General features: G+C 67.9%; 23 protein-coding genes. 16 read left to right on the top strand and 7 right to left on the bottom strand.

Annotated elements, in window-relative coordinates; genetic code table 11:
- Positions 1 to 297 precede the first annotated feature (297 nt).
- Positions 298 to 3066: a LuxR C-terminal-related transcriptional regulator gene (locus BCEP18194_RS37930; protein WP_011356635.1), complete on the top strand. Its 2769-nt coding sequence runs from the start codon at positions 298 to 300 to the stop codon at positions 3064 to 3066.
- A gap of 43 nt (positions 3067 to 3109) precedes the next feature.
- On the opposite strand, the gene BCEP18194_RS37925 is transcribed toward BCEP18194_RS37930, so the two are convergent.
- A complete protein-coding gene (locus BCEP18194_RS37925; protein ID WP_011356634.1) occupies positions 3110 to 4003 on the bottom strand; it encodes a LysR family transcriptional regulator in 894 nt (297 codons plus the stop codon).
- A 173-nt stretch (positions 4004 to 4176) separates the two neighbouring features.
- On the opposite strand from BCEP18194_RS37925, the gene BCEP18194_RS37920 reads away from it, so the two are divergent.
- The 3 genes from BCEP18194_RS37920 to BCEP18194_RS37910 all read left to right on the top strand — a co-directional run bounded on the left by BCEP18194_RS37920 (position 4177) and on the right by BCEP18194_RS37910 (position 6890).
- Entirely contained in the window at positions 4177 to 5190 is a 1014-nt protein-coding gene (locus BCEP18194_RS37920) for an NAD(P)H-quinone oxidoreductase (protein WP_041493701.1), read from the top strand.
- Between the two features lie 231 nt (positions 5191 to 5421).
- Positions 5422 to 6405 carry a LysR family transcriptional regulator gene (locus BCEP18194_RS37915; RefSeq protein WP_011356632.1) on the top strand — a complete coding sequence of 328 codons (984 nt, stop codon included), beginning with the start codon at positions 5422 to 5424 and terminating at the stop codon, positions 6403 to 6405.
- A 56-nt stretch (positions 6406 to 6461) separates the two neighbouring features.
- Complete coding sequence (locus tag BCEP18194_RS37910; protein WP_011356631.1) at positions 6462 to 6890, top strand: BON domain-containing protein; 429 nt, start codon at positions 6462 to 6464, stop codon at positions 6888 to 6890.
- A gap of 118 nt (positions 6891 to 7008) precedes the next feature.
- Here the strand turns inward: BCEP18194_RS37910 and BCEP18194_RS37905 are convergent, their stop codons facing one another.
- The 3 genes from BCEP18194_RS37905 to BCEP18194_RS40645 all read right to left on the bottom strand — a co-directional run bounded on the left by BCEP18194_RS37905 (position 7009) and on the right by BCEP18194_RS40645 (position 8195).
- Positions 7009 to 7455 (bottom strand): PaaI family thioesterase, encoded by a 447-nt coding sequence (locus BCEP18194_RS37905; protein ID WP_011356630.1) that lies wholly within the window; start codon positions 7453 to 7455, stop codon positions 7009 to 7011.
- Between the two features lie 103 nt (positions 7456 to 7558).
- Entirely contained in the window at positions 7559 to 7897 is a 339-nt protein-coding gene (locus tag BCEP18194_RS37900) for a hypothetical protein (protein ID WP_011356629.1), read from the bottom strand.
- 142 nt (positions 7898 to 8039) lie between these two features.
- Complete coding sequence (locus BCEP18194_RS40645; protein ID WP_041493418.1) at positions 8040 to 8195, bottom strand: DUF3309 family protein; 156 nt, start codon at positions 8193 to 8195, stop codon at positions 8040 to 8042.
- A 209-nt stretch (positions 8196 to 8404) separates the two neighbouring features.
- Here BCEP18194_RS40645 and BCEP18194_RS37890 point away from each other — a divergent pair, with 209 nt between their 5' ends.
- The 6 genes from BCEP18194_RS37890 to BCEP18194_RS37865 all read left to right on the top strand — a co-directional run bounded on the left by BCEP18194_RS37890 (position 8405) and on the right by BCEP18194_RS37865 (position 13963).
- Positions 8405 to 9079, top strand: a complete 675-nt coding sequence (locus tag BCEP18194_RS37890; protein ID WP_011356628.1) for a histidine phosphatase family protein — start codon at positions 8405 to 8407, stop codon at positions 9077 to 9079.
- Positions 9080 to 9098: 19 nt separating this feature from the next.
- Positions 9099 to 10130 carry a phosphotransferase gene (locus BCEP18194_RS37885; protein ID WP_011356627.1) on the top strand — a complete coding sequence of 344 codons (1032 nt, stop codon included), beginning with the start codon at positions 9099 to 9101 and terminating at the stop codon, positions 10128 to 10130.
- Between the two features lie 42 nt (positions 10131 to 10172).
- The gene (locus BCEP18194_RS37880) at positions 10173 to 10937 is read left to right on the top strand and encodes an SDR family oxidoreductase (RefSeq protein WP_011356626.1); all 765 of its coding nucleotides are present in this window, start codon (positions 10173 to 10175) and stop codon (positions 10935 to 10937) included.
- 7 nt (positions 10938 to 10944) lie between these two features.
- Positions 10945 to 11703, top strand: a complete 759-nt coding sequence (locus BCEP18194_RS37875) for an SDR family NAD(P)-dependent oxidoreductase (RefSeq protein ID WP_011356625.1) — start codon at positions 10945 to 10947, stop codon at positions 11701 to 11703.
- 33 nt (positions 11704 to 11736) lie between these two features.
- Positions 11737 to 12981 carry an acyl-CoA dehydrogenase family protein gene (locus BCEP18194_RS37870; RefSeq protein WP_011356624.1) on the top strand — a complete coding sequence of 415 codons (1245 nt, stop codon included), beginning with the start codon at positions 11737 to 11739 and terminating at the stop codon, positions 12979 to 12981.
- Between the two features lie 76 nt (positions 12982 to 13057).
- Positions 13058 to 13963 carry a LysR family transcriptional regulator gene (locus BCEP18194_RS37865; protein ID WP_011356623.1) on the top strand — a complete coding sequence of 302 codons (906 nt, stop codon included), beginning with the start codon at positions 13058 to 13060 and terminating at the stop codon, positions 13961 to 13963.
- A gap of 31 nt (positions 13964 to 13994) precedes the next feature.
- Here BCEP18194_RS37865 and BCEP18194_RS37860 read toward each other — a convergent pair whose 3' ends face one another.
- Entirely contained in the window at positions 13995 to 14435 is a 441-nt protein-coding gene (locus tag BCEP18194_RS37860) for a DMT family transporter (RefSeq protein WP_011356622.1), read from the bottom strand.
- A gap of 128 nt (positions 14436 to 14563) precedes the next feature.
- Between BCEP18194_RS37860 and punR the strand changes: the two genes are divergently transcribed.
- Positions 14564 to 15466, top strand: a complete 903-nt coding sequence (gene punR / locus BCEP18194_RS37855) for a DNA-binding transcriptional activator PunR (protein ID WP_011356621.1) — start codon at positions 14564 to 14566, stop codon at positions 15464 to 15466.
- Between the two features lie 36 nt (positions 15467 to 15502).
- On the opposite strand, the gene BCEP18194_RS37850 is transcribed toward punR, so the two are convergent.
- Positions 15503 to 16477 (bottom strand): LysR substrate-binding domain-containing protein, encoded by a 975-nt coding sequence (locus BCEP18194_RS37850; protein ID WP_011356620.1) that lies wholly within the window; start codon positions 16475 to 16477, stop codon positions 15503 to 15505.
- A 163-nt stretch (positions 16478 to 16640) separates the two neighbouring features.
- On the opposite strand from BCEP18194_RS37850, the gene BCEP18194_RS37845 reads away from it, so the two are divergent.
- The 5 genes from BCEP18194_RS37845 to BCEP18194_RS37825 all read left to right on the top strand — a co-directional run bounded on the left by BCEP18194_RS37845 (position 16641) and on the right by BCEP18194_RS37825 (position 22060).
- The gene (locus BCEP18194_RS37845; protein WP_011356619.1) at positions 16641 to 17753 is read left to right on the top strand and encodes a CaiB/BaiF CoA transferase family protein; all 1113 of its coding nucleotides are present in this window, start codon (positions 16641 to 16643) and stop codon (positions 17751 to 17753) included.
- Between the two features lie 89 nt (positions 17754 to 17842).
- Positions 17843 to 19096, top strand: a complete 1254-nt coding sequence (locus BCEP18194_RS37840) for an MFS transporter (protein ID WP_157687427.1) — start codon at positions 17843 to 17845, stop codon at positions 19094 to 19096.
- Positions 19093 to 20439 (top strand): PhoPQ-activated protein PqaA family protein, encoded by a 1347-nt coding sequence (locus BCEP18194_RS37835; protein WP_011356617.1) that lies wholly within the window; start codon positions 19093 to 19095, stop codon positions 20437 to 20439. The genes BCEP18194_RS37840 and BCEP18194_RS37835 overlap by 4 nt, the downstream gene beginning before the upstream one ends.
- Positions 20440 to 20600: 161 nt before the next feature.
- Entirely contained in the window at positions 20601 to 21659 is a 1059-nt protein-coding gene (locus BCEP18194_RS37830) for a porin (protein ID WP_011356616.1), read from the top strand.
- 41 nt (positions 21660 to 21700) lie between these two features.
- Positions 21701 to 22060, top strand: a complete 360-nt coding sequence (locus tag BCEP18194_RS37825) for a BON domain-containing protein (RefSeq protein WP_050781647.1) — start codon at positions 21701 to 21703, stop codon at positions 22058 to 22060.
- Positions 22061 to 22148: 88 nt separating this feature from the next.
- Here BCEP18194_RS37825 and BCEP18194_RS37820 read toward each other — a convergent pair whose 3' ends face one another.
- Positions 22149 to 25265: an FAD-binding and (Fe-S)-binding domain-containing protein gene (locus BCEP18194_RS37820; RefSeq protein ID WP_011356614.1), complete on the bottom strand. Its 3117-nt coding sequence runs from the start codon at positions 25263 to 25265 to the stop codon at positions 22149 to 22151.
- Positions 25266 to 25278 lie beyond the last annotated feature (13 nt).

Genomic DNA, 25278 nt, shown 5'->3' with positions numbered 1-25278 from the left:
CCCACGCGCGGCGCGAGCCGGCTGTGCAGGACACCTTCCGGTCAGGATGGGGCGACTTTCCCGGCGCGGTAGCCCCCCGAATGGGGGGCTGAACAGCACCCGCCCGATCGAGAACAATGCGAGTCCTTCCGTTCGACCGGCGCGCGCCGCGGTACGGACATCACCTACTTTTGACGGCGGTCGCCGTGTCGCTATGCTGTCTCGACGCGCGGTGGCACCGCGTCGCGCACCGGGGCGTACGGCGGCCCGGCCTTCCAGGCGGACGCACGCGCGCAGCGCAAGGAGAACAGGAACAGCATGACGTCCAGCGACAGCAGACAAGCAGCAGGGCCTGCGGACGCCGACGGGATCGAAGTGCTGGTGCGCACCAAGCTCGCACCGGCGTCGGCCCGTGGAATCGTGTCGCGCATCGCGCGCTTCGGCCGGCTCGCGCGCGGCCTCGATCGGCGGCTGACGCTCGTGTGCGCGCCGGCCGGGTACGGCAAGACGACCGTGCTGGCGGAATGGCGCCACGCGCTCGTGGCGACGAACGTGAAGGTCGCCTGGGTGAGCCTCGACCAGGACGACGACAACGCGTCGATCTTCTCGTCGTACGTGGTGGCGGCGATCGTCGACGCGACGGGCGGGGTCGGCGGCCGCGCGCAGCGGCTGCTGCGCGACCGTGCGCTGATTCCGCTGAAGATCGTGTTCGACGAATTGCTCAACGAGCTGGAAGTCGCGGGCGTCGAGCTGGTCCTGATGCTCGACGACTACGACCGCCTCGCATCGCCCGTCATCCACGACGCGATGTTCGAGCTGCTGCGCTATGCGCCGTCGAACCTGCACGTGGTGCTGTCGTGCCGCTCGGCGCCCGCGTTGCCGCTCAGCTATTTCGAATCGCGCGACGAGCTCGTCCGGGTCGACGAGGACGATCTGCGCTTCGACGAAGCGGAGACGCGCGCATTCTTCGAGCGCGTCGCCGGCAAGCCGCTCAGTGCGGAAAACGTCGGGCGGCTGCGCGCGGCCACCGAAGGCTGGGTGTCGGGCCTGCAGCTCGCGGCGCTCGCGTTGCGCGACGACAACGATGCGGCGCGCGTCGCCGAGCAGGTCAGCCATGCGCGCGCCGGCATTGCCGCGTACCTGAACGAGAACGTGATGACGCAGGTGCCGGACGCGATCCGTCATTTCCTGCTCTGCACGGCCGTGCTGGACCGGATGACGCCCGCGCTGTGCGATGCGCTGACCGGCCGCGACGATGCCGTCGCGTGCCTGGAGTGGCTGAGCGCGCACAACCTGTTCATCCGCTCGGTCGACGGCGGCCGCCGGAGCTACCGCTATCACGCGCTGTTCCTGCAATACCTGCGCGAGGAGCTGGCGTTGCGCCGGCCGGACGCGGTCGCCGCGCTGCATCGCCGCGCGAGTACGTGGTACGCGGCCGAACGGCAATGGCCGGATGCGGTCAGGCATGCGCTCGCCGCCGGCGATTTCGACGCGGCCGCTGGCTGGGTCGAGGCGTGCGCGATGAAGCTGATTGCCGCGAGCGACGTCCGCACCGTGCTCGACTGGGTATCGCGCCTGCCGGAGCCGGCGCTGGCGGGCCGCCTGCGGTTGCGGATCGCCCACGTGTGGGCGCTGGCGCTGTCGATGCAGATGGTCGACGCGCGCCGCGCGCTGGAGGCGATCGAAGCCGATATCGACGCACGGCGGCTCGGCACGGACGCGATCACCGCGACCGAGCTGCTTGGCGTTCGCTCGCTCATCGCGGGGCTGTCGGACCGGAGCATCGAGTCGCTCGAGCTCGGCGAGCGCGTGCTGGCGGCCGGCCCGCCGGCCGGCTCGTGGGTCGAGCAGATCGGGCAGACCACGCTCATCTTCGGGTTCGGCTACGCGGGCCGCCTCGACGACGCGCTCGACCTGCGCGCGCGGGCGGAACGCGCGGCGTCGGGCCACGAGCCGCTGTTTGCGCACGTGTATCGGCAGAACATGTCCGGCCTCGCCGAATTCGTCGCGGGCCGCCTGCATGATGCGTCGAAGACGTTCGAGACCGCGCTGCGCGGCGCGGAACGCTCGGCGGGGCGGCTGTCGGCGGCGACCGCGCTGTCGGCCGGCTACCTGTCCGCGATCTATTACGAATGGAACGACTGGCCGAAGGTGCGCGAAGCGCAGCGCGACCGTTTCGACATCGCGATGCAGGCGTGTTCGCTCGGGCCGCTGCTGCGGTTCATGCAGACGGCCGCGGTGCTGCAGTTCCGGTCGGGCAACGAGGCCCGCGCGCACGAGATGCTCGACGAGGCCGACCACATCGCCTGCAGCCGGCAATGGCTGCGGCTGCGCGTCGCCTGCATGGCGACCGGCGTGCGGCTGCATGTGAGCGCGGGGAAGCTGACGCAGGCCCATCGTGTCGGGCGGGCGCTGGCGGCGCTGGTGTCGGCTGAACCGCCGGAAGTCGCGTCGAGCTTCGTCGAGACGTGGCAGATGGCGCAGTCCGCGCGGGCGCGGCTGCTGCTTGCCGATGCACGCGCGGAAGAGGCCGCCGGGGTCATGGCCACCGTGCACGACGTGCTGGCCGCGCGCGGCTTCGACTGGTTCGCCGCGCAGGCCGCCGTGCTGCGTGCGGTTGCGCTCGAACAGGCCGGGCAGGAAGACGACGCGCTGGCCGTGCTCGCCCCGGCGCTCGAATACGGGCAAGGCAACGGGCTCGTGCGCACGTTCGTCGACGAAGGCGCCGTGGCCGAACGCCTGACGGCGCGCGTGCTGAAGCGGGCCGACCGGTTTCCGGCGGTCGGCGCGTGGTATCTGCGCGAACTCGCGCGCGCGTTCGAGGCGGACCGGGCGTCGAATGCCGCGCCGGCCGCGCGGCCCGGCACGGCGGGCAACCTGAGCGCGCGTGAAGTCGAGATCCTCGATTATGTCGCGCGCGGCCTGTCGAACAAGGAGATCGCCCGTGCGCTGCGCGTTGCGCCGGAGACGATCAAGTGGCACCTGAAGAACATCTTCGAGAAGCTCAACGTCACGTCGCGCATCCAGGCCGTGCGCAGCGGGCTGGCGCTCGATGCGTCGTCCCGCACGCGCGTCGGCGACGAATAGGCGGTGGCGGGCGGTGCGGCGGCGTTGCCCCGGTGCGACGGGCTCATCGATGCGCGTCGAACGCGGCCACGATCTCGTCGATCGTCGCGCGGATACGCGCGGTGTGGCGCAGGTCGCGATGCGTGACGAGCCAGACTTCGTATGGCGTTTCCCGCGTCTGCTCGGGCCAGATGCGGGCGAGGCCGTCGCGTTCGCCCATGTGCACCGGCACTTCGCCGATGCCGAGGCCCGAACGTAGCGCGGCGCGCATCATCAGGCTCGAATTCATCCGCCCGACGATGCGCCCGGCAGCGATCGGCTCGCCGGCGATCGCCGGCTTCCGGCTCGCGTCGACATACGGCTGGTAGACGACCAGGTCGTGCCCCGCGAACGCGCTGCCGCGCGCGGGCTCGCCGTGCCGTTGCAGATAGTCGTGCGAAGCGAACAGGCCCATGTCCCAGCAGGCGAGGCGGCGCGCGACGAGATCGGGGTTGTCGGGCCGCACGGTGCGCACCGCGATATCGGCCTCCCGCTTCGCCAGGTTCAGGACCTGAGTCGCCGTGTTCAGCGACACGCATACGTCGGGATGCTTCGCATGCAGCCGCGCGATCGACGGCATCACGAATTCGAGCGCGAGCGCATCGGTCGTCGTGATCTTGACCTCGCCGGCGAGCCTTCGGTCGACGCCCTGGGTCAGCCGGACGAGCTCGTGCGCATGCTGTTCCATCGCCTCGGCGGCGCGCAGCGCCAGTTCGCCGACCGGCGTGGTCAGGTAGCCCTTCGACGAGCGCAGGAACAGCGTGGCGCCGAGCATGTGCTCGAGTTGCGCGAGCCGGCGCCCGACCGTCGCCTGGTCGACCCCGAGCGTTTGCGCCGCGCGGCGCAACGTGCGTTCGCGATGAATCGCGAGGAACACGCGTGCGTCGTCCCAGTTCATCGCTTGTGCTGACTGATGCATTTTTGCATTCCTCGTTCGGCAATTCACTGCGTGCCCGCGAGCGGCACCGTCCCTAGACTGTCTTCACACCCATTGCGATGCCGCGATTCGAGGATGATCCGCGAATCGGCCGCGCATCGACGAACGTTGAGGATCATATCGTGAGTGATGACGTGAAAACCCTGCCCGCCGACATGACGGCGATCGAAATCGTGCGTCCCGGCGGCCCCGACGTGCTCGTACCGACCACGCGTCCCGTGCCGTCGCCGCGCCACGACGAAGTGCTGATCCGCATTCATGCGGCCGGCGTGAACGGCCCCGACGTATTCCAGCGCAAGGGGCTGTACGATCCGCCGCCCGGCGCGTCCGACATTCCCGGCCTCGAGGTTGCCGGCGAAGTCGTCGCGGTCGGCCGCGACGTCACGCGCTTCGCGCTCGGCGACGAAGTCTGCGCGCTGATTCCGGGCGGCGGCTACGCGGAATACGCGGTGGCGAACGAGAGCAATACGCTCGCGATTCCCGACGGCCTCGACATGACGGAAGCGGCCGCGATGCCCGAAACCTTCATGACGGTCTGGCTGAACCTGTTCCAGCGCGGCCGGTTCGCCGCCGGCGACAGCGTGCTGATTCACGGCGGCGCGTCGGGCATCGGCACGACCGCGACGATGCTGGCGAAGGCGTTCGGCGCGTCGACCATCATCACGACGGTGGGCTCGGAAGCGCAGCGCGACGCGAGCCTGCGGCTCGGCGCGGATCTCGCGATCGAGTACCGCAACGAGGATTTCGTCGATGCGGTCAAGCGCTTCACCGACGGCAAGGGCGTCGACGTGATCGTCGACATCATCGCCGGCGACTACGTCGCGCGCAATTTCGCGGCCGCCGCGATGAACGGACGCATCGTCCAGATCGGCGTGATTAACGGGCCGGCGAAGGAGCTCGACCTGTTCCCGATGCTGACCAAGCGCCTCACGCACATCGGCTCGACGCTGCGCTCGCGTACCTACGAGGAGAAGGCGCAGCTCATCCGCGAGCTGGAGGAAGCCGTGTGGCCGCTGATCCGGCAGGGGACGGTGAAGCCGCAGGTCTACCGGACCTTCGATCTTCGCGATGCGAGCGGGGCGCACGCGCTGATGGATTCCGGCCGCCACATCGGCAAGATCGTGCTGCGCACGCCGGCGTCCGCCACAGACGGCAAGCATTCCACATGACCGGCCCGCGCTTCAGCCCCCCGGACGGGGGGCTGAACGCTTCGCGGCGAATGGCGACAATCGGTACCACTGAACATGACGGCGCGCGGCGCGATCGATGGCCCTGGGGCCGGTCGATGCGTGGCGGGCCGCGGTTCTAAACCGAGGCTGCGTCGCGCGGCCGGGCGCGGGTTGGCCCGGTCGTGCGCGTGTGGCGGATGGCGCGCCGGCCGCGATGGACGATGAATCGAAATGGACATGCTTGAAAACATGCGGACCTTCGTGCGTGTCGTGCAGGCCGGCAGCTTCACCGCCGTCGCGAGGCAGGGCGACATCGCGACCGCGCAGGTGTCGCGGGCCGTCGCCAGCCTGGAGGACTACGCGCAGATCCGGCTGCTGAACCGCACGACCCGCAAGATCGCGCTGACCGACAGCGGGCGGCGCTATTTCGAACGGCTGCTGGCGATCCTCGGCGACGTCGACCAGGCGAACGCCGAAGCGCGCAATGCACTGGTCCGCCCGTACGGGCGGCTGCGCGTGCATACGATGCCGGGGCTCGGGCAGAGCCACGTGACCGCGTCGGCTGTCGCGTATCAGGCGCTTTATCCCGAGGTGTCCGTCGAAATGACGTACTCGCAGCGGCTGCCGAATCTCGTCGAAGAAGGGTACGACGTGTCGGTCGTCACCGCGTCGAGCCTGCCCGATTCCGGCTATATCGCGCACTCGTGCGGCCGGAGCTACAGCGTGCTGGTGGCGTCGCCGGCCTATCTCGCGCGGCACGGCACGCCCCGCAACCCGGCCGAACTCGCGGGCCATACGTGCCTGTGTCTCGATACGCCCGCCGACGCGAACGGCGAATGGCACCTGCACGGCGGCGACGGCGAGGTCGTGACGCACACCGTGCTCGCCGCGCCGTTCCACGCGAATGCGCCGGAAGCGCTGTCGATCGCGCTGCGTGCGGGGCTGGGCATCGGCTCGCTCGCGATTTACTCGGTCATCGACGATTTGCGCAGCGGGCGGCTCGTCCGTGTGCTGCCCGATTTCCGGCTGACGATGCTCGACGTCTACGCGATGTTTGCGTCCCGGCGCTTCGTGGACGCGAAGATCCGCACTTTTCTCGATCACCTGCGCGCGACGCTGTCGCCCGCGCTGGCGGCCGACGAACACGCGCTCGAATCGATCACCGCGCCGCGCGGCCGTGCGCGCACCCGTGCGATGTCGGGTGCGGCGGCCTGACCGCTTTCCCCCCGCAGTTTCCCCGCAGTTTCCGTTCGTTCCTTGAGGAGAATTCGATGAAGATTCGTCTTGCCGTCGTTGCAGGTTGTGTCGCGCTGTCGCCGATCCTGGTTCATGCGCAATCCGGTGCGCCCAATGCGGACGTGTCCGGTCCGCAACACGTCACCACGTCGCCGGCCGCGTCGCCCGTCACGTCACAGTCACCGTCGCCGTCGCCGTCGGCGGCGGCACGGTCCGCGAAGAAGGCCGATCGCGCGGCCGATCGCGCATTCGCGAAGAAAGTCCGCCAGGCGATCACGAAGGCGCCCGGCATCGGCGGCGCACAGGTCACCGTATTTGCAAAGGCGAAGACGGGCGACGTGACGCTGGCCGGGCAGATCACGGACCAGTCGCAGGATCAGGTCGCGGTGGATGCGGCCCGTCAGGTGCCGGGTGTCACATCCGTGAAAAGCCGGTTGCAGTTGCGTCTCGAAGGCTCGCAGTAACGGGCATGGACCCCGGGCGGCTACGTCCGGGGCATTCGCCCGACGAATGACACGCCGATTTGCACGCCGGCACCGCTTCGTTGCCGCTCGGCGCTGCGCTGCGCTGCGCTGTGTTGCGTCAAGCGCGATCGCGCTTGTCGTGCATCACCATGATGGTTTGCTGCATGACCGCGCACAGCGTTTCCTTGTCGCCGGTGACGGCGAAGACTTCCGCCTTGGTCACGATCAGCGTCCGCCCCGGCCGGACCACCTCGCCACGGGCGATCAGCTTGTCGCCCGCCGCAGGCGCCACGAGGTTGATTTTGTATTCGACGGTGAGCACCGACGCATCGGCGGCCACCGTGGTCATCGCCGCGTAGCCTGCGGCCGAATCGGCGATCATGCCCACCACGCCGCCGTGGACGAAACCGTGCTGCTGTTCGATGCCCTCCCAGTGCGGGACGTGGATCTCGGTCCGTCCGATGTCGATCAGCGGCATCCTGGCCTGGATCAGGCGCATCGCGTGCTGCTTGTCGAAACTGGCGGCGACGGATTCGAAGTAGTTCGGGTTGAGGGCTTCGGTCATGGCGCTGTGAGTGGGGTGAGAGGCGGGAGCGGAGGCTGAGCGCAAGCGGCTGCGGGTGTGTCCGGAAGCGTAACGCAACGACGCCGGACGCGTGGTGAGCACGCTATGGGTAGTCGAAATACTTCGCGACACCGAGCCTGTCGCCATCGAAATCGATGGTGGGGCACGTGCCGATCTCGGGGCGCCCGCCCCAGGTGAGATGCAGCACCGAATAACGGCCGGGCTCGTCGACGTGGGTGCAGATCACGTCATCGCACCCCAGTGCGTGGGCGATCACTTTGAGATTGCGCCGGTAGAACGGATGGTCCGGGTGGATTTCGATTTCAAGTTCCGCCTGGATGCGTGCGTGATCCGTATCGCACTCGCGTGACGGGTCGTCGAATGTGCACCACCAGTCAGATCCTGCCGCCTGGTCCAGCTTCGTTTCGTCGTTGGAGGTCATGGGGGGCTTGTCTTGCGCGTCATGCCCGTGAATCGACTGCCGGCCCGCCCGGCGCCGGGACGGGCGCTTCGGGGATGGCCGGCAGGGCCGGTCGCCATTGTTTCATACGGGACTCGGCCTGCCCGGCTCGCGCGCTGCGGCCTCAGATGCGATCCAGCAGCACCAGTATCACGACGATGATGACGATCATCCCGACGGTGCTCGAAGGCCAGTAGCCCCAACTTCGGCTGTGGGGCCATGCAGGAAATGCACCGACGAGTATGAGAATCAGTATGACGATAAGGATCGTACCGAGCATCGCAACTCTCCTGGAACGGATGGGACATCGCGGTTCTCCCGCCGGAGGCGACTGGAGCAATGCGTGTGCCGCGATGGCGTGCGCCGGGCAACGGCCAGGTCCGGAGCGGGGATGGATTCACGAAATGAATACCCCCGGATTCAGAAAATAAAGTTTAAAAATGCGTCCCCGCCCCCTATGCTGAATCCTTCTGATCTGGCGGGCATGCGATGGCTGAACTTTTTCTGGTACGGCACGGGCAGGCGTCCTTCGGCACGGACGACTACGACCGGTTGTCCGCGGCGGGCGAGCAGCAGAGCGTCTGGCTTGGCGAATACTTCGCGCAGCAAGCGCTCACATTCGACCGCGTGATCTGCGGCACGCTGAACCGCCACGCGCAGACGGTCGACGCGATCCTGCGCGGGATGGGCCGCGAAGGCGCGCCAGTCGACCGCCACCCCGGCCTGAACGAATACGACTTCCACGGGCTGTTCGCGGCCGCCGCGCGCGACTACCCGGACATCGCCCGCCTCGCGGCCGGCTCGATGAAGGAGCATTTCCGTGCGCTCCGGCAGGTGCTGCAGCTCTGGTCGGAAGACAAGCTCGGCGATTCGGCCCCCGAGACCTGGGCGCATTTCCAGCAGCGCGTGGCCGAGGCCCGCGCGGCCATCCGCCACGGCGGCGGCCAGCGCGTGCTGGCGGTGAGCTCCGGCGGCCCGATCGCGGTCACCGTGCAGCAGGTGCTGGCCGCCCCGCCGTCGAGCGCGATCGCACTGAACCTGCAGATCCGCAACAGCAGTCTTTCGCAGTTTTTCTTCAACGCCGATGCGTTCCACCTCGCGTCGTTCAACGGCATCCCGCATCTGGAGGATCCCGAACGACACGCGCTGCGAACCTACGGCTGACCCACGAACGATCGCGACGATGACGAACCCTACCCAGCAACTCGACGTAGCCCGCCTTACGCGCTATCTGGAAGCGCACGTGCCGGGCTTCGAAGGCCCGGTCGACACGGAGAAGTTTGCCGGCGGCCAGTCGAATCCGACTTTCCTGCTGCACGCGAAGAGCGGCCGCTACGTGCTGCGCCGCCAGCCGCCGGGCGAACTGCTGAAGTCCGCGCATGCGGTCGACCGCGAATTCCGCGTGCTGAGCGCGCTGTCGGGCACCGCGGTGCCGGTCGCGCGTCCGTATCACCTCTGCGAAGACCGCGACGTGATCGGCAGCATGTTCTATGTGATGAGCTACGAGGACGGCCGGATCTTCTGGGATCCCGCGCTGCCGGAACTGCCGAAGGCCGATCGCGCGGCGTGCTACGACGCGTTGCTGCAGACGATGGCTGCGTTGCACGACGTCGATGTCGATGCGGTGGGCCTTGCCGACTACGGCCGCCCGGGCAACTACTTCGAGCGCCAGATCGGCGTGTGGACGAAGCAGTATCGCGCGGCGGAAACCGAGCGGCTCGACGCGATGGAAACGCTGATCGACTGGCTGCCGAAGGCATGCCCCGCCGACACGGGCCGGCCGACGCTGGTGCACGGCGATTTCCGGATCGACAACCTGATGTTCGCGCGCGACAGCTTTCGCGTGCAGGCCGTGCTCGACTGGGAACTGTCGACGCTCGGTAACCCGCTCGCCGATCTCGCGTATCTCTGCATGTGCCTGCGGCTGCCGTCCGGCGGGCAGGTGCGCGGGCTCGCGGGCCAGGATCGCGCGGAACTCGGCGTGCCGGACGAAGCGGCGATCGTCGCGCGCTATTGCGAACTGCGCGGCATCGAGCCGATCCGCGACTGGCATTTCTACCTCGCCTTCAGTTTCTTCCGGCTCGCGTCGATCGCGCAGGGCGTGAAGGCGCGCGCGCTGCAGGGCAATGCGTCGAGCGAGCAGGCGCTGCGTGTCGGCGAGATGGCCGGGCGGCTCGCCGAACTGGCCGTCGGCGTGATCGACGCGCATCGCTAAGCCGCCGGGCACGACAACACATCAATGGAGGAGCACAGCAACATGGCAACGAATCTGTTCGACCTGACGGGCAAGATCGCCCTGGTGACGGGCGCGAGCCGCGGCATCGGCGAGGAAATCGCGAAACTGCTCGCGGAGCAGGGCGCGCACGTGATCGTGTCGAGCCGCAAGCTCGACGACTGCCAGGCCGTGGCCGACGAGATCGTCGCGGCAGGCGGCCGCGCCGAGGCGCTGGCCTGCCACGTCGGGCGGCTCGACGACATCGCCGCGACGTTCGAGCACATCCGCGGCAAGCACGGCCGCCTCGACATCCTCGTGAACAACGCAGCCGCGAACCCGTATTTCGGGCACATCCTCGATACCGACCTCGCCGCGTACGAGAAGACGGTCGACGTGAACATCCGCGGCTACTTCTTCATGTCGGTCGAGGCCGGCAAGCTGATGAAGGCGAACGGCGGCGGCGCGATCGTCAACACGGCGTCGGTGAATGCGCTGCAGCCGGGCGACCGGCAGGGCATCTACTCGATCACGAAGGCTGCGGTCGTCAACATGACGAAGGCGTTCGCGAAGGAATGCGGGCCGCTCGGCATCCGCGTGAACGCGTTGCTGCCGGGTCTCACGAAGACGAAGTTCGCGGGCGCGCTGTTCGCCGACAAGGACATCTACGAGACCTGGATGGGGAAGATCCCGCTGCGCCGCCATGCGGAGCCGCGCGAAATGGCCGGCACGGTGCTGTATCTCGTGTCGGATGCGGCGAGCTACACGAACGGCGAATGCATCGTCGTCGATGGCGGCCTGACGATCTGAGCGCGCGATGAAGATCGACAGCTACGCAGGGCAAGCCGTGATGATCACCGGCGCCGCGAGCGGCTTCGGCGCGTTGCTCGCGAGCGAGTTGGCCGCGATGGGCGCGCGCGTCGCGCTCGGCGACCTGAACGTCGACGCGCTCGAACGCGTGGCTGCGCCGCTGCGCGTGGCCGGCGCCGACGTGATCGCGCAGCGCTGCGACGTGCGTATCGAAGCGGAAGTGGCCGCGCTGGTGCAGGCCGCGGCCGAGCGTTTCGGCCGGCTCGACGTCGGCATCAACAACGCGGGCATCGCACCGCCGATGAAGGCGCTGATCGATACCGACGAGGCCGATCTCGACCTGAGCTTCGCGGTGAACGCAAAGGGCGTGTTCTTCGGGATGAAGCACCAGATCCGCCAGATGCTCGCGCAGCGCGCAGGCGTGATCCTGAACGTCGCGTCGATGGCCGGGCTCGGCGGCGCGCCGAAGCTGGCCGCCTATGCGGCGTCGAAGCATGCGGTGGTCGGGCTCACGAAGACGGCGGCCATCGAATACGCGCGCCACGGCATTCGCGTGAATGCGGTGTGCCCGTTCTACAGCACGACGCCGATGGTCACCGACAGCGATATCGGCGACCGCCAGGACTTTCTCGCGCAGGGCTCGCCGATGAAGCGGCTCGGCCGGCCCGAGGAAGTCGTCGCGACGATGCTGATGCTGTGCGCGAAGGAAAACACTTATCTGACCGGGCAGGCCGTCGCCGTCGACGGCGGTGTCTCGGCCTTCTGACGGAACCGAACGAACGGAATCGAGGAGTCGATCATGGACTTTGGCTACACCCCGAAAGTGGAAGAACTGCGCAGCCGCGTGCGCGCATTCATGGACGCGCACATCGTGCCGCGCATTCGCCAGTGGAACGAGGAAGTGCACGCGGGCCAGTATCCCGTGTCGTTCATGGAGGAACTGAAGGAGCGCGCGAAGGCGGAAGGGCTGTGGAACCTGTTCCTGCCGCACCTGAAGGACGACGAGCCCGGCATGGGCCTGACGAACCTCGAATACGCGCCGCTCGCCGAGATCATGGGGCGGGTGGGCTGGGCGTCGGAAGTGTTCAACTGCAACGCGCCCGACACCGGCAACATGGAACTGCTGCACATGTTCGCGTCGCCGGAGCAGCGCGAACAGTGGCTGAAGCCGCTGCTGCGCGGCGAGATCCGCTCGGCGTTCGCGATGACGGAGCCCGACGTGGCGTCGTCGGATGCGACGAACATCACGACGCGCATCGAGCGCGTGGGCGACGAGTACGTGATCAACGGCCGCAAGTGGTTCATCACGAACGCCGCGCATCCGAACTGCAAGATCTTCATCGTGATGGGCAAGACCGATCCCGAGGCCGCGTCGCACCAGCAGCAGAGCATGATCCTCGTACCGCGCGACACGCCGGGCGTGACGATCGTGCGCAACATCACGGTGGTCAATCACCATGCGCCCGAAGGACACTGCGAGATCACGTTCGACAACGTGCGCGTGCCGGCGAGCAACCTGCTCGGCACGGAAGGCAGTGGCTTCGCGCTTGCGCAGGCCCGCCTCGGGCCGGGTCGCATCCACCACTGCATGCGCTCGATCGGCGCGGCCGAGCTTGCGCTGGAGCTGATGGTCGACCGCGCGCAGTCGCGCGTCGCGTTCGGCAAGCCGCTGAACAAGCACGGCACGGTCGGCGAATGGATCGCGCGCTCGCGCATCGAGATCGAGCAGGCGCGTTTGCTGGTGCTGAAGGCCGCGTGGATGATCGACAAGGTCGGCGCGAAGGCCGCCCGCAAGGAAATCTCGATGATCAAGGCGCTGGTGCCGACCGTGTACACGGACGTGTGCGACCGTGCGATGCAGGTGTTCGGCGCGGCGGGGTTGAGCCCCGATACGCCGCTCGCCGACCACTGGACCTGGGGCCGCGCGCTGCGCTTCGCCGACGGCCCTGACGAGGTGCACCTGCAGGCGATCGCGCGGATGGAAATCCAGGGCGGCGAGCCGGGTTCGACGGCCGCGTACCTGACGCCGCCGCTGCGCGGCTGAGCACCGCGCCACGATGCGCAGGGCCGTGGACGAACGGGAGGCGCACGCCGTAAGATGCCGGCAAGGAGATCCGGCGATGCGCCTTTCGAAGATTGACCTGAACCTGTTCGTCGTATTCGACGCGATCTACACCAAGCGCAACCTGACGCGCGCGGCCGAGGTGCTGAACCTCACGCAGCCGGCTGTCAGCAACGCGCTGGCGCGGCTGCGCAAGACCCTGAACGATCCGCTGTTCGTCAGCACGCCGGCCGGGATGATGCCCACGCCGCTGGCCGAGAACATCGTCGGCCGCGTGCGCGAGGCGATGCAGCTGCTCGACTCGAGCGCGCATGAAGGCGACGTGTTCGATCCGGCGTCATCGACGCGCGTGTTCCGGATGAGCATGAGCGACCTGACCGAGGCGCTGCTGCTGCCCGCGCTCGGCGAACTGCTGCAGACGCATGCGCCCGGCATGCATGTGCGTAGCTACACGATGGACCGCCGCGAAGTCGCGACCGCGCTCGCGAACGGCTCCGTCGACATCGCGATCGACGCGCCGCTGATCGGCGATCCGCACCTGCACCAGGCGCTGCTCGTGCGCGACCGCTATGCGTGCATGATCCGCGACGATCACCCGTTCAAGGGCGACACGCTCACCATGGACGACTACCTTGCGATGGGGCACATCCACGTGTCGAGCCGCCGCAAGGGCAGCGGGTACGTCGACGCGGAGCTGACGCGCCTCGGGCTGCGCCGCACCATCCAGATGCGCGTGCAGCACTACATGGTCGCGCCGCTGATCGCGATGCGCGGCGATCTCGCGCTGACGGCGCCGCTGCGGCTGCTGCAGCGCTATCCGGCGCGCATTCTCGAACTGCCGTTCGAGATGCCGGCCCTCGAATACTTCTGCTACTGGCATCGCAGCGCCGATCAGGACCAGGGCAGCCGGTGGCTGCGCGAGCAGCTGATGATGCTGATGGGTGGGATCGGCGACGCGCAGTGATGTGCAGTGATGCGCACGCGGCGGCCCGCGATTACTTCGACGTGAGCCAGACCCCCGCGACGATCGCACCGATGCCGGTGAAGCGCGTGACGTCGAGCGGCCGCGGCATCGCGCCGAGCCAGCCGAAATGATCGAGCATCGCGGACACGACGAACTGCGTCGCGACGATGATCGTAAAGGCCGTCGTCAGGCCGAGCTGCGAAGCGGTATAGCCGATCGATCCCGCGATCACGAGGCCGAGCACGCCGGCTGACAGCGCATACCACGGCACCGACGTCCATGCGCGGAGTTCACCGCCGTGCTGCGCGGCCAGCAGCACGATCGCGACCAGCGCGCCGCTGATGTAGTTCACGAAGATCCCGCCGGTCGTGCCGATGCTCTTCGACATGACGCCCATGAATTGCCCCTGCAGCGCGACCGCGCAGCCGCCGATCGCCGCGATCGCGGCGAGCCCGATGATGTTGTTTGCCATACGCCTTCCGTCTCCCATGTGTCGAACCACGAATACTGCGGGTAACAGTATTGGCCTGTGACGCGATCGCGTGAAACGGTATATTTTCACGCGCGCATTCAAAAGAATTCACGGCAAGGAGACGCGGGGTGCTGTCCATCGAGTCGCTTCAACTGATCGAGCTGATCGCGCGCACGCGCAGCTTCACGGCGGCGGCGAACGCGCTGCATCGCGTGCCGTCGGCGGTCAGCTATGCGGTCAGGAACATCGAGGAAGAGCTGGGCGTCGTGCTGTTCAGGCGCATGCACCGGCACGTCGTGCCGACCGAGGCCGGCGAGCATTTCGTGAACGAGGCGCGCGACATCCTGAAGCGCATGGACGAGATTCGCCGCGACACGCTGCGGGTGGCGAACGGCTGGCAGCCGAGCCTGTCGATCGCGCTCGACAACATCGTGTCGAGCCGTCGCATCGATGCCCTGATGGCCGACTTCTACCGCCACTTCGACAACGTCGAGCTGATCGTGCGGATCGAAGTGTTCAACGGCGTGTGGGAAGCGCTTGCCACCGGGCGCGCGGACATCGCGATCGGCGCGACGACGGCCGTGCCTGTCGGCGGTGAATTCAGGTTCCGCGACATGGGGGCGATCGAGTGGGCGTTTCTCGTGAGCCCCGATCATCCGCTGGCCGGCGCCGATGCGCCGCTAGCGTCCGACGCACTCACCGCGTTCCCGTCGATCTGCCTCGAAGACACGTCGCGCGACATCCCGCGGCGCGATACGTGGCTGCTGCCGAACCAGCGGCGGCTCGTGGTGCCGGACTGGCAGCGTGCGATCAACTGCTTCGTCGAAGGGCTCGGCATCGGCTACATGCCGCTGCATCTCGCGCGGCCGTTCGTCGAAACCGGGCGGCTGGTCGAGAAGACGCTGGGCGAGCCGAAAGCGCCGAGCCCGTGCTGTGTCGCGTGGCATGCGCAGAAGACGGCGCCGGTCATGCGCTGGGTGCTCGACTATCTCGGCGACAGCGAGCAGCTGCATGCCGAGTGGATTTCGTGATGACGAGAAGGCTGGCCGGCCCGTCAGGAATGCGGATCAACGACGCGTATGCGCGGCCGCTTCGACCGCATCGCGAAACCGCTGCAGCGCGGGCAGGCCGGTCATCGTCGCGAGGTGGATCAGCGCGATTTCCCCCACCGGCATGACCGGAAAACCGCCAACCCTGCGGATCACGCCCATGCGCGCATAGTGCAGCACGGCCGACTGTGGCGCGACGGTCAGCGCGCCGAGCGCGTCGGCCATCTGCAGGTTCGTGTGAAACGACATCGATTCGACGAGCGGGCGCGGCGGCATCAGGCCGTGATCGACGAACAGCGCGTCGAAGGCGCGGCGGGTGTCGGTGCCGGCATGCGGGACGATCCATTCTTCGCGCTGCAGTTGCTCCGTCGAGATGCGTCGCGCATCGGCGAACGGGTGCGCGAGCGGACACGCAATCGCCAGCGGTTCTTCGTACACCGGGACGATCGTGACGTCGAGCCCGTCGAGCTTCGCCAACGCTTCCGCGTCGGGGCGGCTGATGATGCAGTCGATCCGTCCGGTCGACAGCGCGTCCAGCAGCCCCGAGACGTTCGATTCCATGACCGTGAGCCGTGGCGCGGGGGCGTCCCGTGTCAGGTTCCGCATGATCTGCGGCAGCAGCGCGACGCTGACCACGGGCAGCATGCCGATGCGCAGCAGCGGCCTGCCGTCGTCGTTGCCGTCGCCGGCCAGCGCAATGTCGAATTGCGCGAGCGCGATCCGCAGGCGCTGCAGGACGGCTTCGCCGTCGGCGGTCAGCCGTCCGCCGCGCGCGCCGCGCGTCACGAGCATCGTGCCGAACACCGCTTCCATCTCCTGCAGCATTTTCGTGATCGCCGGCTGGGACAGGTGCAGCGTGCGTGCGGCCGCGGCGAGCGAGCCGCCGTCCGCGACCAGTTCAAGCATGCGCAAGTGCCGCAGCCGCAGGAAATTGCCCGCATTGCGTCGCCCGGAAATCAGGTCGGGATTCATGTTTTCGGAAGGCTGGTTCATGAATCTTCAATTTTCATGAAAGCACAACCTGCCCACAATAGCGACTCGACCTAATGGAGACAGACATGCGCAAGGGGTTGGGACAAGCAGGGGACCGGCAACGGCAGCCGACCGGGTCGCCGCAGCGCCGGGCAGTCGCGAAACGAGCGACGGGAGTGCGGACATGACGACATTCAAACCGCTCGCCGGGATTCGCGTGCTGGATTTCACGCACGTTATCGCGGGCCCGCTGGCGACGTTCCACCTGGCACAACTCGGCGCCGAGGTCGTCAAGATCGAGAACCGCAACGGCGGCGACGTGATGCGTCGCGGCAATGGCCGGATGGGCTTCGTAGCGCTGAACGCCGGCAAGCGCTCCATCGAACTGGACCTGAGCGACGCAGGCGACCGCGACCAGGCGCTCGAACTCGCACGTGAAGCCGACGTGCTGGTCGACAGCCTGCGGCCGGGCGTGCTCGACCGGTTCGGCCTGGGCGACGGCCCGCTGCGGGCGCTGAATCCCGGGCTCGTCTACTGCGCGATCAGCGGCTGGGGAAACACCGGGGCGTGGCGGGACCGGCCGGCCTACGACCACGTCGTCCAGGCGGCGACGGGCATGACGCTGATGGCCGGTCGCGAAGGCGAGCCGCCGGTCAAGACGGGCTTTCCGGTGGTCGATGCAGGCACGGGGCTCGTCGCTGCGATGGCGATCCTGGCCGCGCTGCGCGAGCGGGATACAACCGGTCTCGGGCGTTATCTCGACGTGTCGATGACCGGCGCCGCGTTGCAGTTGATGTATCCGTTCGCCTGCCAGGCACTCACTGGCCGCGTTGCGCCGCCACGGGTCGGCAACCAGGGCTACTCGGGCAGTCCGGCAGCGGACCTGTTCGCCACCCAGGACGGCTGGGTCGCGCTTGGCGCCAACACGCCCCGGCAACTGGCGGCCGCGCTCGGTGTCCTCGGGCGCGCCGACATTGCACGCGATCCCCGCTATTTCGATCCGCCGCTGGATGCCGGCGGGCCGGCAGCATTCCTGCGCGCCAGCGACCCGGCGGCGTTGCGCGACGCGCTGGCCACCGCGATCCGTGAATGGCGTTCGGCCGACCTCGAGGCGGCCTGCGCGGGCGTCGGCGTGGCATGCGCGAAGGTGCGCACGATCGTCGAGTTCGTCGATGACGCGATGAACCACGACGCGCTCGAATCCGTCATGTTGTCCGACGGCGACTGCAGCGTGCTGTCGCCGGGCCTGGGCTATCGCGTACACGCGTCGCGTCCTGACGGAGGCGCGTCGGCATGAATACCGGAATGGAATGCTCGACGGACGGCGGCGGCAGGGCCGCACGCAGCGAGGCGGACCGGGTGTTCGCACGCATCACGAGACGTCTCGTGCCACTGTTGTTCCTGTGTTATCTGACCGCGTTCGTCAATCGCAACAATATCGGCCTCGCGAAGCTGCAGATGCAGGGGGCGCTCGGATTCACCGACGCGGCATACGGCGTCGCGGCCTCGGCGTTCTTCGTCGGCATCCTGATGTTCGAGCTGCCGAGCAACCTGATGCTGCGGCGGGTCGGCGTGCGCCGCACGCTGCTGCGGATCATGGTGCTGTGGGGCGTGGTCGCAGCCGCGACGATGTTCGTCAGGACACCGGGCCAGTTCTACACACTGCGCTTCCTGCTCGGCGCGTTCGAGGCGGGATTCTTCCCCGGCGTCGTGGTGTATCTCACGTTCTGGTTTCCGCCGGAGCGCCGCGCGAAGGTCATTGCGCTGTTCATGACGGCCGCTGCCGCAGCCGGGCTCGTGACCGGGCCGGTATCCGGCTGGGTGCTGAACTCGATGAGTGGCGTGGCGGGGCTCGACGGCTGGCAATGGCTGATGCTGCTGGAGGGCGTGCCGAGCATCGTGCTCGGCGTGATCGCGTACCGGGTGCTGCCCGAAGGCCCCGAACACGCACGCTGGCTGTCGTCCGACGAGCGCCGCATCGTGCAGCAGGCGCTTGGCGCACCCGAGGGCCCGCCCGCCGCCCGCCATCCGTTGCGCGCCGCGCTGCGGGAGCCGTGCGTCTATCTGCTGGGCTTCACGACGTTCTCGCTCGGGTGCGCAACCAACCTGCTGATTTTCTGGCTGCCGTCCATCATTGAGGCGACCGGCGTCACGAACCTGCAGCACGTCGGCCTGTATGTCGTGATCCCGAACCTGATCGGCACGATCGCGATGGTCTGGTACGGCCGCCGTTCGGACCGGCGCCGCGAGCGCTACGGACACTTCATCGTCGCGGTCGGCACGGGCATTGCCGGACTGTGCACGATGGCCTTCTCGCACGGTGCGCTGCCCGGCGTCATAGCCGGCGCCATCGTGGCGACCAGCGGCATCGCGTCTGCCTACCCGGTGCTCTGGGCGATTGCGACGCGCCTGTTGCCGCGCGATGCGGCCGCCGCGGGCGTCGCGCTGATCTCGAGCATGGGCGCGGCATCCGGCGTGAGTTCCGCGCTGTTCGGCGCGATCCGTGTGCGGACGGGCAGCCTCGACCCGGCGCTCTATCTCGTCGCGCTCGCGCTCGTCGCCGTGATGCTGCTGTTTGCCTGCGTCATTCGTCCCAAGGCCGCCGAAGCGGCACTCATCAACCAGGAACTCCGCTCATGAATCAGATGTTCACGGACACGAAGCCGGTGCTGGGGCCGGCCCCCTTCTTCGACAGGGCCGAATTGCTCGACGAATCGACGCTGCATCCCGAGATCGTCTCGGATGGCGTGCGCGAGAGCCGGCATCGTGCCGGGCGCCGCGTTCGCGTCATCGAGCTGACCTTCACCAGCCAGCAATGGCACGGGCTCGTCTGGCGGCATCCCGCCCGCATCTACGTGCCCGACGGCTATGACGGCGACGGCGCGGCCGGCATCATCGGCACGGAACGCCAGGCCTTCGAGCCCGCGGAATGGGCCCGGCGCGTCATTCCGGGCACGACGCTCGACACCGAGGGCGAATACGCGGAAGGCACCGCGCTCGACCTCGGGATGCCGATCATGATCTTCGCGAATCCGGCCGATTGCCCGTTCGGCCTCGACGAATCGGATTTCACCGGCTATGCGTTGAAGAAGATGCTGGAGACCGGCGACCTGACCTGGAACGGGTACTACCCGATCGCCAAGGCGTATCTGCGCGCCATCACGTTGCTGCATTCGCTCGCGGGCATCGGGACCAGGCGGGCCGTCCTGCTCGGCCATTCGAAACGCGGGGTTGGCGTGGCCATTGCGTCGGGTGCGGACCCGGACCGGGTGGCGGGCGTGATGGTGTGCGGCTACCACGGCGGGAACAATCTGTATCACCTGGCGACGAAGTTCGCCGAGTTCGGGCCGCACGTCGCCGGTCCGTCGGAGTCGCGAGCGGGCCCCGGCTTTCAGGGGGCGGAGACGATGCTGCGCGCGCTCAACAATCCCGTCGGTTTCCAGATGCTGATGCATTTCGATCCGTATCTGTGGCGTGACCGGATCAAAGCCGCCTATCTCGTCGCGCTCGGCACGAACGACGAGTTCTTCGCGCTCGGCGCGCCCAACAGCATGATGACCGAGATGCCGGGCGACAAGGCCTATTTCGCCATCGACAACGTGCGGCATTCGTGGGTCTCCACGAAGCATCTCGCGGCGTGGCGGATGTGGCTTGCCCGCACCTTCGCCGGCCGTCGCGTTCCGGGCACGCCGGTGGTCCGGCACGAGATGGCCGGCGACCGGCTGGCCGTGGCCGCACGCGTTGAGCCGGAGCACGTGTCGGGTGTCAGGCTGTTCCATGCGTTTCACCCGGTCTCGCAGGACTGGCGCAGCGCCACGTGGCAATCGACGCCGATGGCGGCGCGCGACGGCGAGTGGCACGCCGCGCTGAACCTTCGGGCGGGCTACAACCTTGCGTGGTACGTCGAGGTCGAGCACGACGGCGCGGGTGGGCCGGGATACGTCAGCTCGCTCGTGCAGAACGTCGGGCGGCCGGCCGAGTAATCCAGGAGGACGGGGATCGGCGCACGCGGATACGCGGTGCGCCGATCCCGGCAGCAACAGGAAGCGATCGGCAGCAGGAGTCAGTCGATTATTTCGGTATGCGAATCATGAAGCAAGGCGGTGACGAATACATAAAGCCAGGCACTGGCAGGAGGAGACGGATGAGGAAATTCGCATGGATGGCGTTGCTCGGCGCATTGCCGGGCATCAGCGTGGCGCAGTCGAGCGTGACCCTCTATGGGCAGATCGGCGGCGGGATTCGATGGACCAACGGCATGCAGGGCGGGAGCGCCGTGGGGTTCAACAACAACCTGATCTCGGGTAACGATTTCGGCATTCGCGGCAAAGAGGATCTGGGCGGCGGGTTCAAGGCGCTGTTCGTGCTCGACGGCGCCTTCAGCAGCGGCACGGGCGCACTGAAAACGTCCGGTACGCTGTTTTCACAGGCGGCCTACGTGGGCGTGACGGGCGGCTTCGGGCGCCTGACGCTCGGGCGCCAGTTCAACGCGGCGACCGACTTCGGGATCATCGTGGATCCGGCCGGTGGGCGCGGCCAGTCGCTCGCCATCGAGCCCGGTGTGCTGTGGAGCGGTAATCCGTTCACGCTCGATTCCCGCTTCAACAACACGATCAAATACATCGGCGAACTGGGCGGCCTGCGTGTCGCGGCGAGCTATTCGCCCGGCGGTGTTGCTGGCAATACGCGTGCCGGAACCAATTTTTCGGCTGCGGCGATGTACCAGTACCAGACGGTGCTCGGTGGTGCGTCCTACTCGAAGACGTACAGCGCCGACGCGACGCAGTCCGCGCAGACCTGGATGGCGGGCGGGACCTGGCAGATCGGTGCCGGCCGGCTCTATGCGAGCTACTCGGCCCTCGACATTTCGAGCGCGAATCCGAGCCGGCCGCATCGTCGCGACAAGATCCCGTCGCTGGGTATCGTCTATCAGGCCACGCCGTTCCTGCAGTTCACGGCAGGCATGTACGACGACATCGGCCGCAATCTCGGCAACCGGCGCGATGCGGACGGGCACAAGCTCACGACGTATGCGGTCGTCGAGTACTTCCTGTCGAAGCGTACCGAGATCTATGCGGAGTTCGATCGAAACGGCTTCTCCGGCGCGTACCGCACCGATCCGACCAATATCGCGGCCATCGGCTTGCGGCCCGGCGGCGGTGGCATGACGGGTGCATCGATCGGCCTGATGACGAAGTTCTGAGCAGCGGTCGGCGACATTTTCCGTGTGTGAAGGGAGACTCAATGAAAGTATTGCAACGTGGATTGATCGCGACCGTCGCGGCACTCGGCATCGTGGCCGTAGCCGGCACCGCGCGAGCCGCATCGGACCCGGCGTCGACAACCGTTGCCAGCGGGGCACCGGCGGACAAAGTGCGCCGAGCTGACGACCGGCGCCTGACACGTCGCGTCAGTGCGGCACTCGCACGCACGCGCGGGCTGAATGCGACGCGCATCGTGGTGCGTGCCCGGAGCGGCGTCGTGACGCTGCGTGGCGGCGTGAGCGACGGTCAGCAGGCCGCGATGGCCGTGGAGGCGGCCCGGCAAGTGGACGGCGTGACGCAGGTGACGAATCAGCTTCGCCTGGGCGAGCAGATGCCGTGATTGGCGCGGGCCGCCCCGATGCGGAGCGATCGGAGGTGGCCCGCGCATCCGGTGAGCGGATGCCGCCGGCCGGTTCGTGCGCGTACCGCTAGCGTGACGGGATATTGCCGAGCGCCCACGCGAGCACCTTCGCCACATGCACGGCCTGCGTCTGCGCGCCGTCCTGGATCTGATGCCGGCAACTCGTGCCGTCCGCGACGACGATCGCGCCTTCGGCCCGCGCCCGCACGGCCGGCAGCAGCGACAGTTCGGCCATCGCCTGCGACGCGTCGTAGTGCTCGGCTTCGTAGCCGAAGCTGCCGGCCATCCCGCAGCACGACGATTCGACCGGCGACACCTTCAGCCCCGGAATCCAGCGCAGCACCGTCTGCACCGGCGTGAACGCGCCGAATGCCTTCTGATGGCAGTGGCCGTGGACGAGTGCTTCTTTCGCATCGATTGCATGCAACGGCAGCGACAACCGTCCGGTCTCCTGCTCGCGTACGAGGAACTCCTCGAACAGGAACGCATGGCTGGCGAGCCGTGCGGCTTCGTCGCCATACCCGTATGCCAGAAACTCGTCGCGCATCGACAGCAGGCACGAAGGCTCCAGCCCGACGATCGCGACGCCACGTTCGAGGTACGGCCTCAGCGTATCGAGCGTGCGTTTCGCCTCGGCCTTTGCTTCGTCGACGAGCCCGGCCGCGAGGAACGTACGACCGCAGCACAGTGGCCGTTCGCCTTCGCGCACGTTGAAATGCACGGTGTAGCCGGCCGCTTCGAGTACGGCCTGTGCGGCCCGCGCGTTGTCCGGTTCCTGGTAGTTGCTGAACGTGTCGACGAAAAGCAGCACTTCGCGGATGGCCGAGCCGTTTTGCGATGCTGATGTCGCACCGGCACCGGCACCGGCACCGGCACCGGCACCGGCACCGGCACCGGCAGTGGCACCCGCACCCGCACCCGCACCCGCACCCGCACCCGCCAGAAACGGCCGCGCAAACGCAGGCAACGCACGCTGCGGCGCGAGCCCGATCCATCGCTTCATCCACGACGCGACGACCGGCACGCCATTCGCGAACGCGATCGCGCCACGCATCCGCGCGGCCCACGGCGCATAACGCGGAAGATACGCAACGAGCCGTTCACGCAGCGTCGTGCCGTGCTTGCGGTTCCACGCATGGCGCGCCTCGATCTTGAAGCGCGCCATGTCGACACCGGTGGGGCAATCGCGCTTGCAGCCCTTGCACGACACGCACAGGTCGAGCGCGGCCTTCACGTCGTCGCCGGCGAGGCCATCGGCGCCGAGCTGGCCCGTCACTGCCAGCCGCAGCGTGTTCGCACGGCCGCGCGTCACGTGCTGCTCGTCGCGCGTCACGCGGTAGCTCGGGCACATCGTGCCCGCGTCGAACTTGCGGCAGTGGCCGTTGTTGTTGCACATCTCGACGGCCGACGCGAGCCCGTGTGTGATGTCGGTGCCGGAGCCCGGGGCGGTTTCGTCGCCGGTCAGCGGATTGCGCGTGACGTTCCATGCCGACCAGTCGAGCGCCGGTTGCAGCGGCAGCGCCGCATAGCCGGGCGCGAAGCGGAAGTGTTCACGCGCATCCATGCGAGGCGGATTGACGATCTTGTCCGGGTTGAAGCGGTTGTCAGGATCGAACAGCGCCTTGATTTCCGCGAACGCCGCGTTCAGACGCGGGCCGTACTGCCACGCGACCCATTCGCCGCGACACAGCCCGTCGCCGTGTTCGCCCGAATACGCGCCCTTATACTCGCGCACGAGCGCCGCGGCTTCTTCGGCGATCTCGCGCATGCGCGTCGCGCCGTCGCGCCGCATGTCGAGAATCGGCCGCACGTGCAGTGTGCCGACGCTCGCGTGGGCGTACCACGTGCCTTCGGTCTCGTGCTTGTGGAACACGTCGGTCAGGCGGCGCGTGTATTCGGCGAGGTGTTCGAGCGGCACCGCGCAATCCTCGATGAACGACACCGGCTTGCCGTCGCCCTTCATGCTCATCATGATGTTCAGCCCGGCCTTGCGCACGTCCCACAGCGCCTTTTGCGCGCCGGCATCGGTCATCTTCACGACGCTGTCGGGCAGGCCGAGATCGGCCATCAGTTCGGCGAGCCGGTCGAGCTGCGCGAGTTGTGCGTCGCGCGATTCGCCCGCGAACTCGACGAGCAGGATCGCTTGCGGCTGCCCGACCAGCGCCTGTTCGATCACGGGGCGGAACGCCGGGTTCTCCATCGACAGGTCGATCATCGTGCGATCGACAAGCTCGACCGCCACCGGCTTCAGCTTCACGATGTGCTGCGCGGTGTCCATCGCCTGGTAGAAGGTCGGGAAGTTCACGACGCCGAGCGCCTTGTGCGCGGGCAGCGGCGCGAGCTTCAGCGTGATCTGCCGGCTGTACGCGAGCGTGCCTTCCGAGCCAACGAGCAGGTGCGCGAGATTCGCGTGACCGTCGTCGGTATACGCGCGCGGGTTCTGGCAGTCGAACAGGTCGAGGTTGTAGCCGGCCACGCGGCGCAGCACCTTCGGCACGCGCTCGACGAGCTCGTCGCGCTCGCGTTTCGCGATGCGTTCGACGCCGTGCAGCAGGTCGAGCGTGCGGCGGTCGGTGACGGGCTGCGCGAGCGAACCGAACCGGCATTCGCTGCCGTCGGCGAGGATCGCGTCGATCGCGAGCACGTTGTGCACCATGTTGCCGTACTCGATCGAGCGCGACCCGCACGAGTTGTTGCCGGCCATCCCGCCGATCGTGCATTGCGCGGCCGTCGACACGTCGACCGGAAACCACAGCCCGTGCGGCTTCAGCCACGCGTTCAGGTGATCGAGCACGATGCCGGGCTCGACGGTGACGGTGCGCGCCTGCGCGTCGAACTCGACGATCCGGTTCAGCCACTTGCTGTTGTCGACGACGAGCGCCTCGCCGACCGTCTGCCCGCACTGGCTCGTGCCGGCGCCGCGCGCGAGCACGGGGATCTTGCGGTCGCGCGCGATGTCGAGCGCGATCCGCAGGTCGTCCTGGTCGCGCGGCACGACCACGCCGAGCGGCATGATCTGGTAGATCGACGCGTCGGTCGCATAGCGGCCGCGGCTTGCGCGGTCGGCGTAGACGTCGCCGCGCAGTTCGCGACGCAGCCGCTCGAACAGCGGCGACAGCGCGGCGCCTTGCGACGGCACGAGATGAACGGGGCGAACCAGCGAAGGCGAGACGGCGGATGTCATGGCAGCGGTCGGT

This window comes from Burkholderia lata (assembly GCF_000012945.1).
In the GTDB taxonomy this organism is placed as follows: Bacteria; Pseudomonadota; Gammaproteobacteria; order Burkholderiales; family Burkholderiaceae; genus Burkholderia; species Burkholderia lata.
This window is presented reverse-complemented; position numbering and strand designations above follow the sequence as displayed.

What these genes read in the sequence shown, in the direction of transcription:
- BCEP18194_RS37930 (WP_011356635.1), top strand. Translation starts at nt 298, where the DNA reads ATGACGTCCAGCGACAGCAGACAAGCAGCAGGGCCTGCGGACGCCGAC.
- BCEP18194_RS37925 (WP_011356634.1), bottom strand. Translation starts at nt 4,003, where the DNA reads ATGCATCAGTCAGCACAAGCGATGAACTGGGACGACGCACGCGTGTTC.
- BCEP18194_RS37920 (WP_041493701.1), top strand. Translation starts at nt 4,177, where the DNA reads ATGACGGCGATCGAAATCGTGCGTCCCGGCGGCCCCGACGTGCTCGTA.
- BCEP18194_RS37915 (WP_011356632.1), top strand. Translation starts at nt 5,422, where the DNA reads ATGGACATGCTTGAAAACATGCGGACCTTCGTGCGTGTCGTGCAGGCC.
- BCEP18194_RS37910 (WP_011356631.1), top strand. Translation starts at nt 6,462, where the DNA reads ATGAAGATTCGTCTTGCCGTCGTTGCAGGTTGTGTCGCGCTGTCGCCG.
- BCEP18194_RS37905 (WP_011356630.1), bottom strand. Translation starts at nt 7,455, where the DNA reads ATGACCGAAGCCCTCAACCCGAACTACTTCGAATCCGTCGCCGCCAGT.
- BCEP18194_RS37900 (WP_011356629.1), bottom strand. Translation starts at nt 7,897, where the DNA reads ATGACCTCCAACGACGAAACGAAGCTGGACCAGGCGGCAGGATCTGAC.
- BCEP18194_RS40645 (WP_041493418.1), bottom strand. Translation starts at nt 8,195, where the DNA reads ATGCTCGGTACGATCCTTATCGTCATACTGATTCTCATACTCGTCGGT.
- BCEP18194_RS37890 (WP_011356628.1), top strand. Translation starts at nt 8,405, where the DNA reads ATGGCTGAACTTTTTCTGGTACGGCACGGGCAGGCGTCCTTCGGCACG.
- BCEP18194_RS37885 (WP_011356627.1), top strand. Translation starts at nt 9,099, where the DNA reads ATGACGAACCCTACCCAGCAACTCGACGTAGCCCGCCTTACGCGCTAT.
- BCEP18194_RS37880 (WP_011356626.1), top strand. Translation starts at nt 10,173, where the DNA reads ATGGCAACGAATCTGTTCGACCTGACGGGCAAGATCGCCCTGGTGACG.
- BCEP18194_RS37875 (WP_011356625.1), top strand. Translation starts at nt 10,945, where the DNA reads ATGAAGATCGACAGCTACGCAGGGCAAGCCGTGATGATCACCGGCGCC.
- BCEP18194_RS37870 (WP_011356624.1), top strand. Translation starts at nt 11,737, where the DNA reads ATGGACTTTGGCTACACCCCGAAAGTGGAAGAACTGCGCAGCCGCGTG.
- BCEP18194_RS37865 (WP_011356623.1), top strand. Translation starts at nt 13,058, where the DNA reads ATGCGCCTTTCGAAGATTGACCTGAACCTGTTCGTCGTATTCGACGCG.
- BCEP18194_RS37860 (WP_011356622.1), bottom strand. Translation starts at nt 14,435, where the DNA reads ATGGCAAACAACATCATCGGGCTCGCCGCGATCGCGGCGATCGGCGGC.
- BCEP18194_RS37850 (WP_011356620.1), bottom strand. Translation starts at nt 16,477, where the DNA reads ATGAACCAGCCTTCCGAAAACATGAATCCCGACCTGATTTCCGGGCGA.
- BCEP18194_RS37845 (WP_011356619.1), top strand. Translation starts at nt 16,641, where the DNA reads ATGACGACATTCAAACCGCTCGCCGGGATTCGCGTGCTGGATTTCACG.
- BCEP18194_RS37835 (WP_011356617.1), top strand. Translation starts at nt 19,093, where the DNA reads ATGAATCAGATGTTCACGGACACGAAGCCGGTGCTGGGGCCGGCCCCC.
- BCEP18194_RS37830 (WP_011356616.1), top strand. Translation starts at nt 20,601, where the DNA reads ATGAGGAAATTCGCATGGATGGCGTTGCTCGGCGCATTGCCGGGCATC.
- BCEP18194_RS37825 (WP_050781647.1), top strand. Translation starts at nt 21,701, where the DNA reads ATGAAAGTATTGCAACGTGGATTGATCGCGACCGTCGCGGCACTCGGC.
- BCEP18194_RS37820 (WP_011356614.1), bottom strand. Translation starts at nt 25,265, where the DNA reads ATGACATCCGCCGTCTCGCCTTCGCTGGTTCGCCCCGTTCATCTCGTG.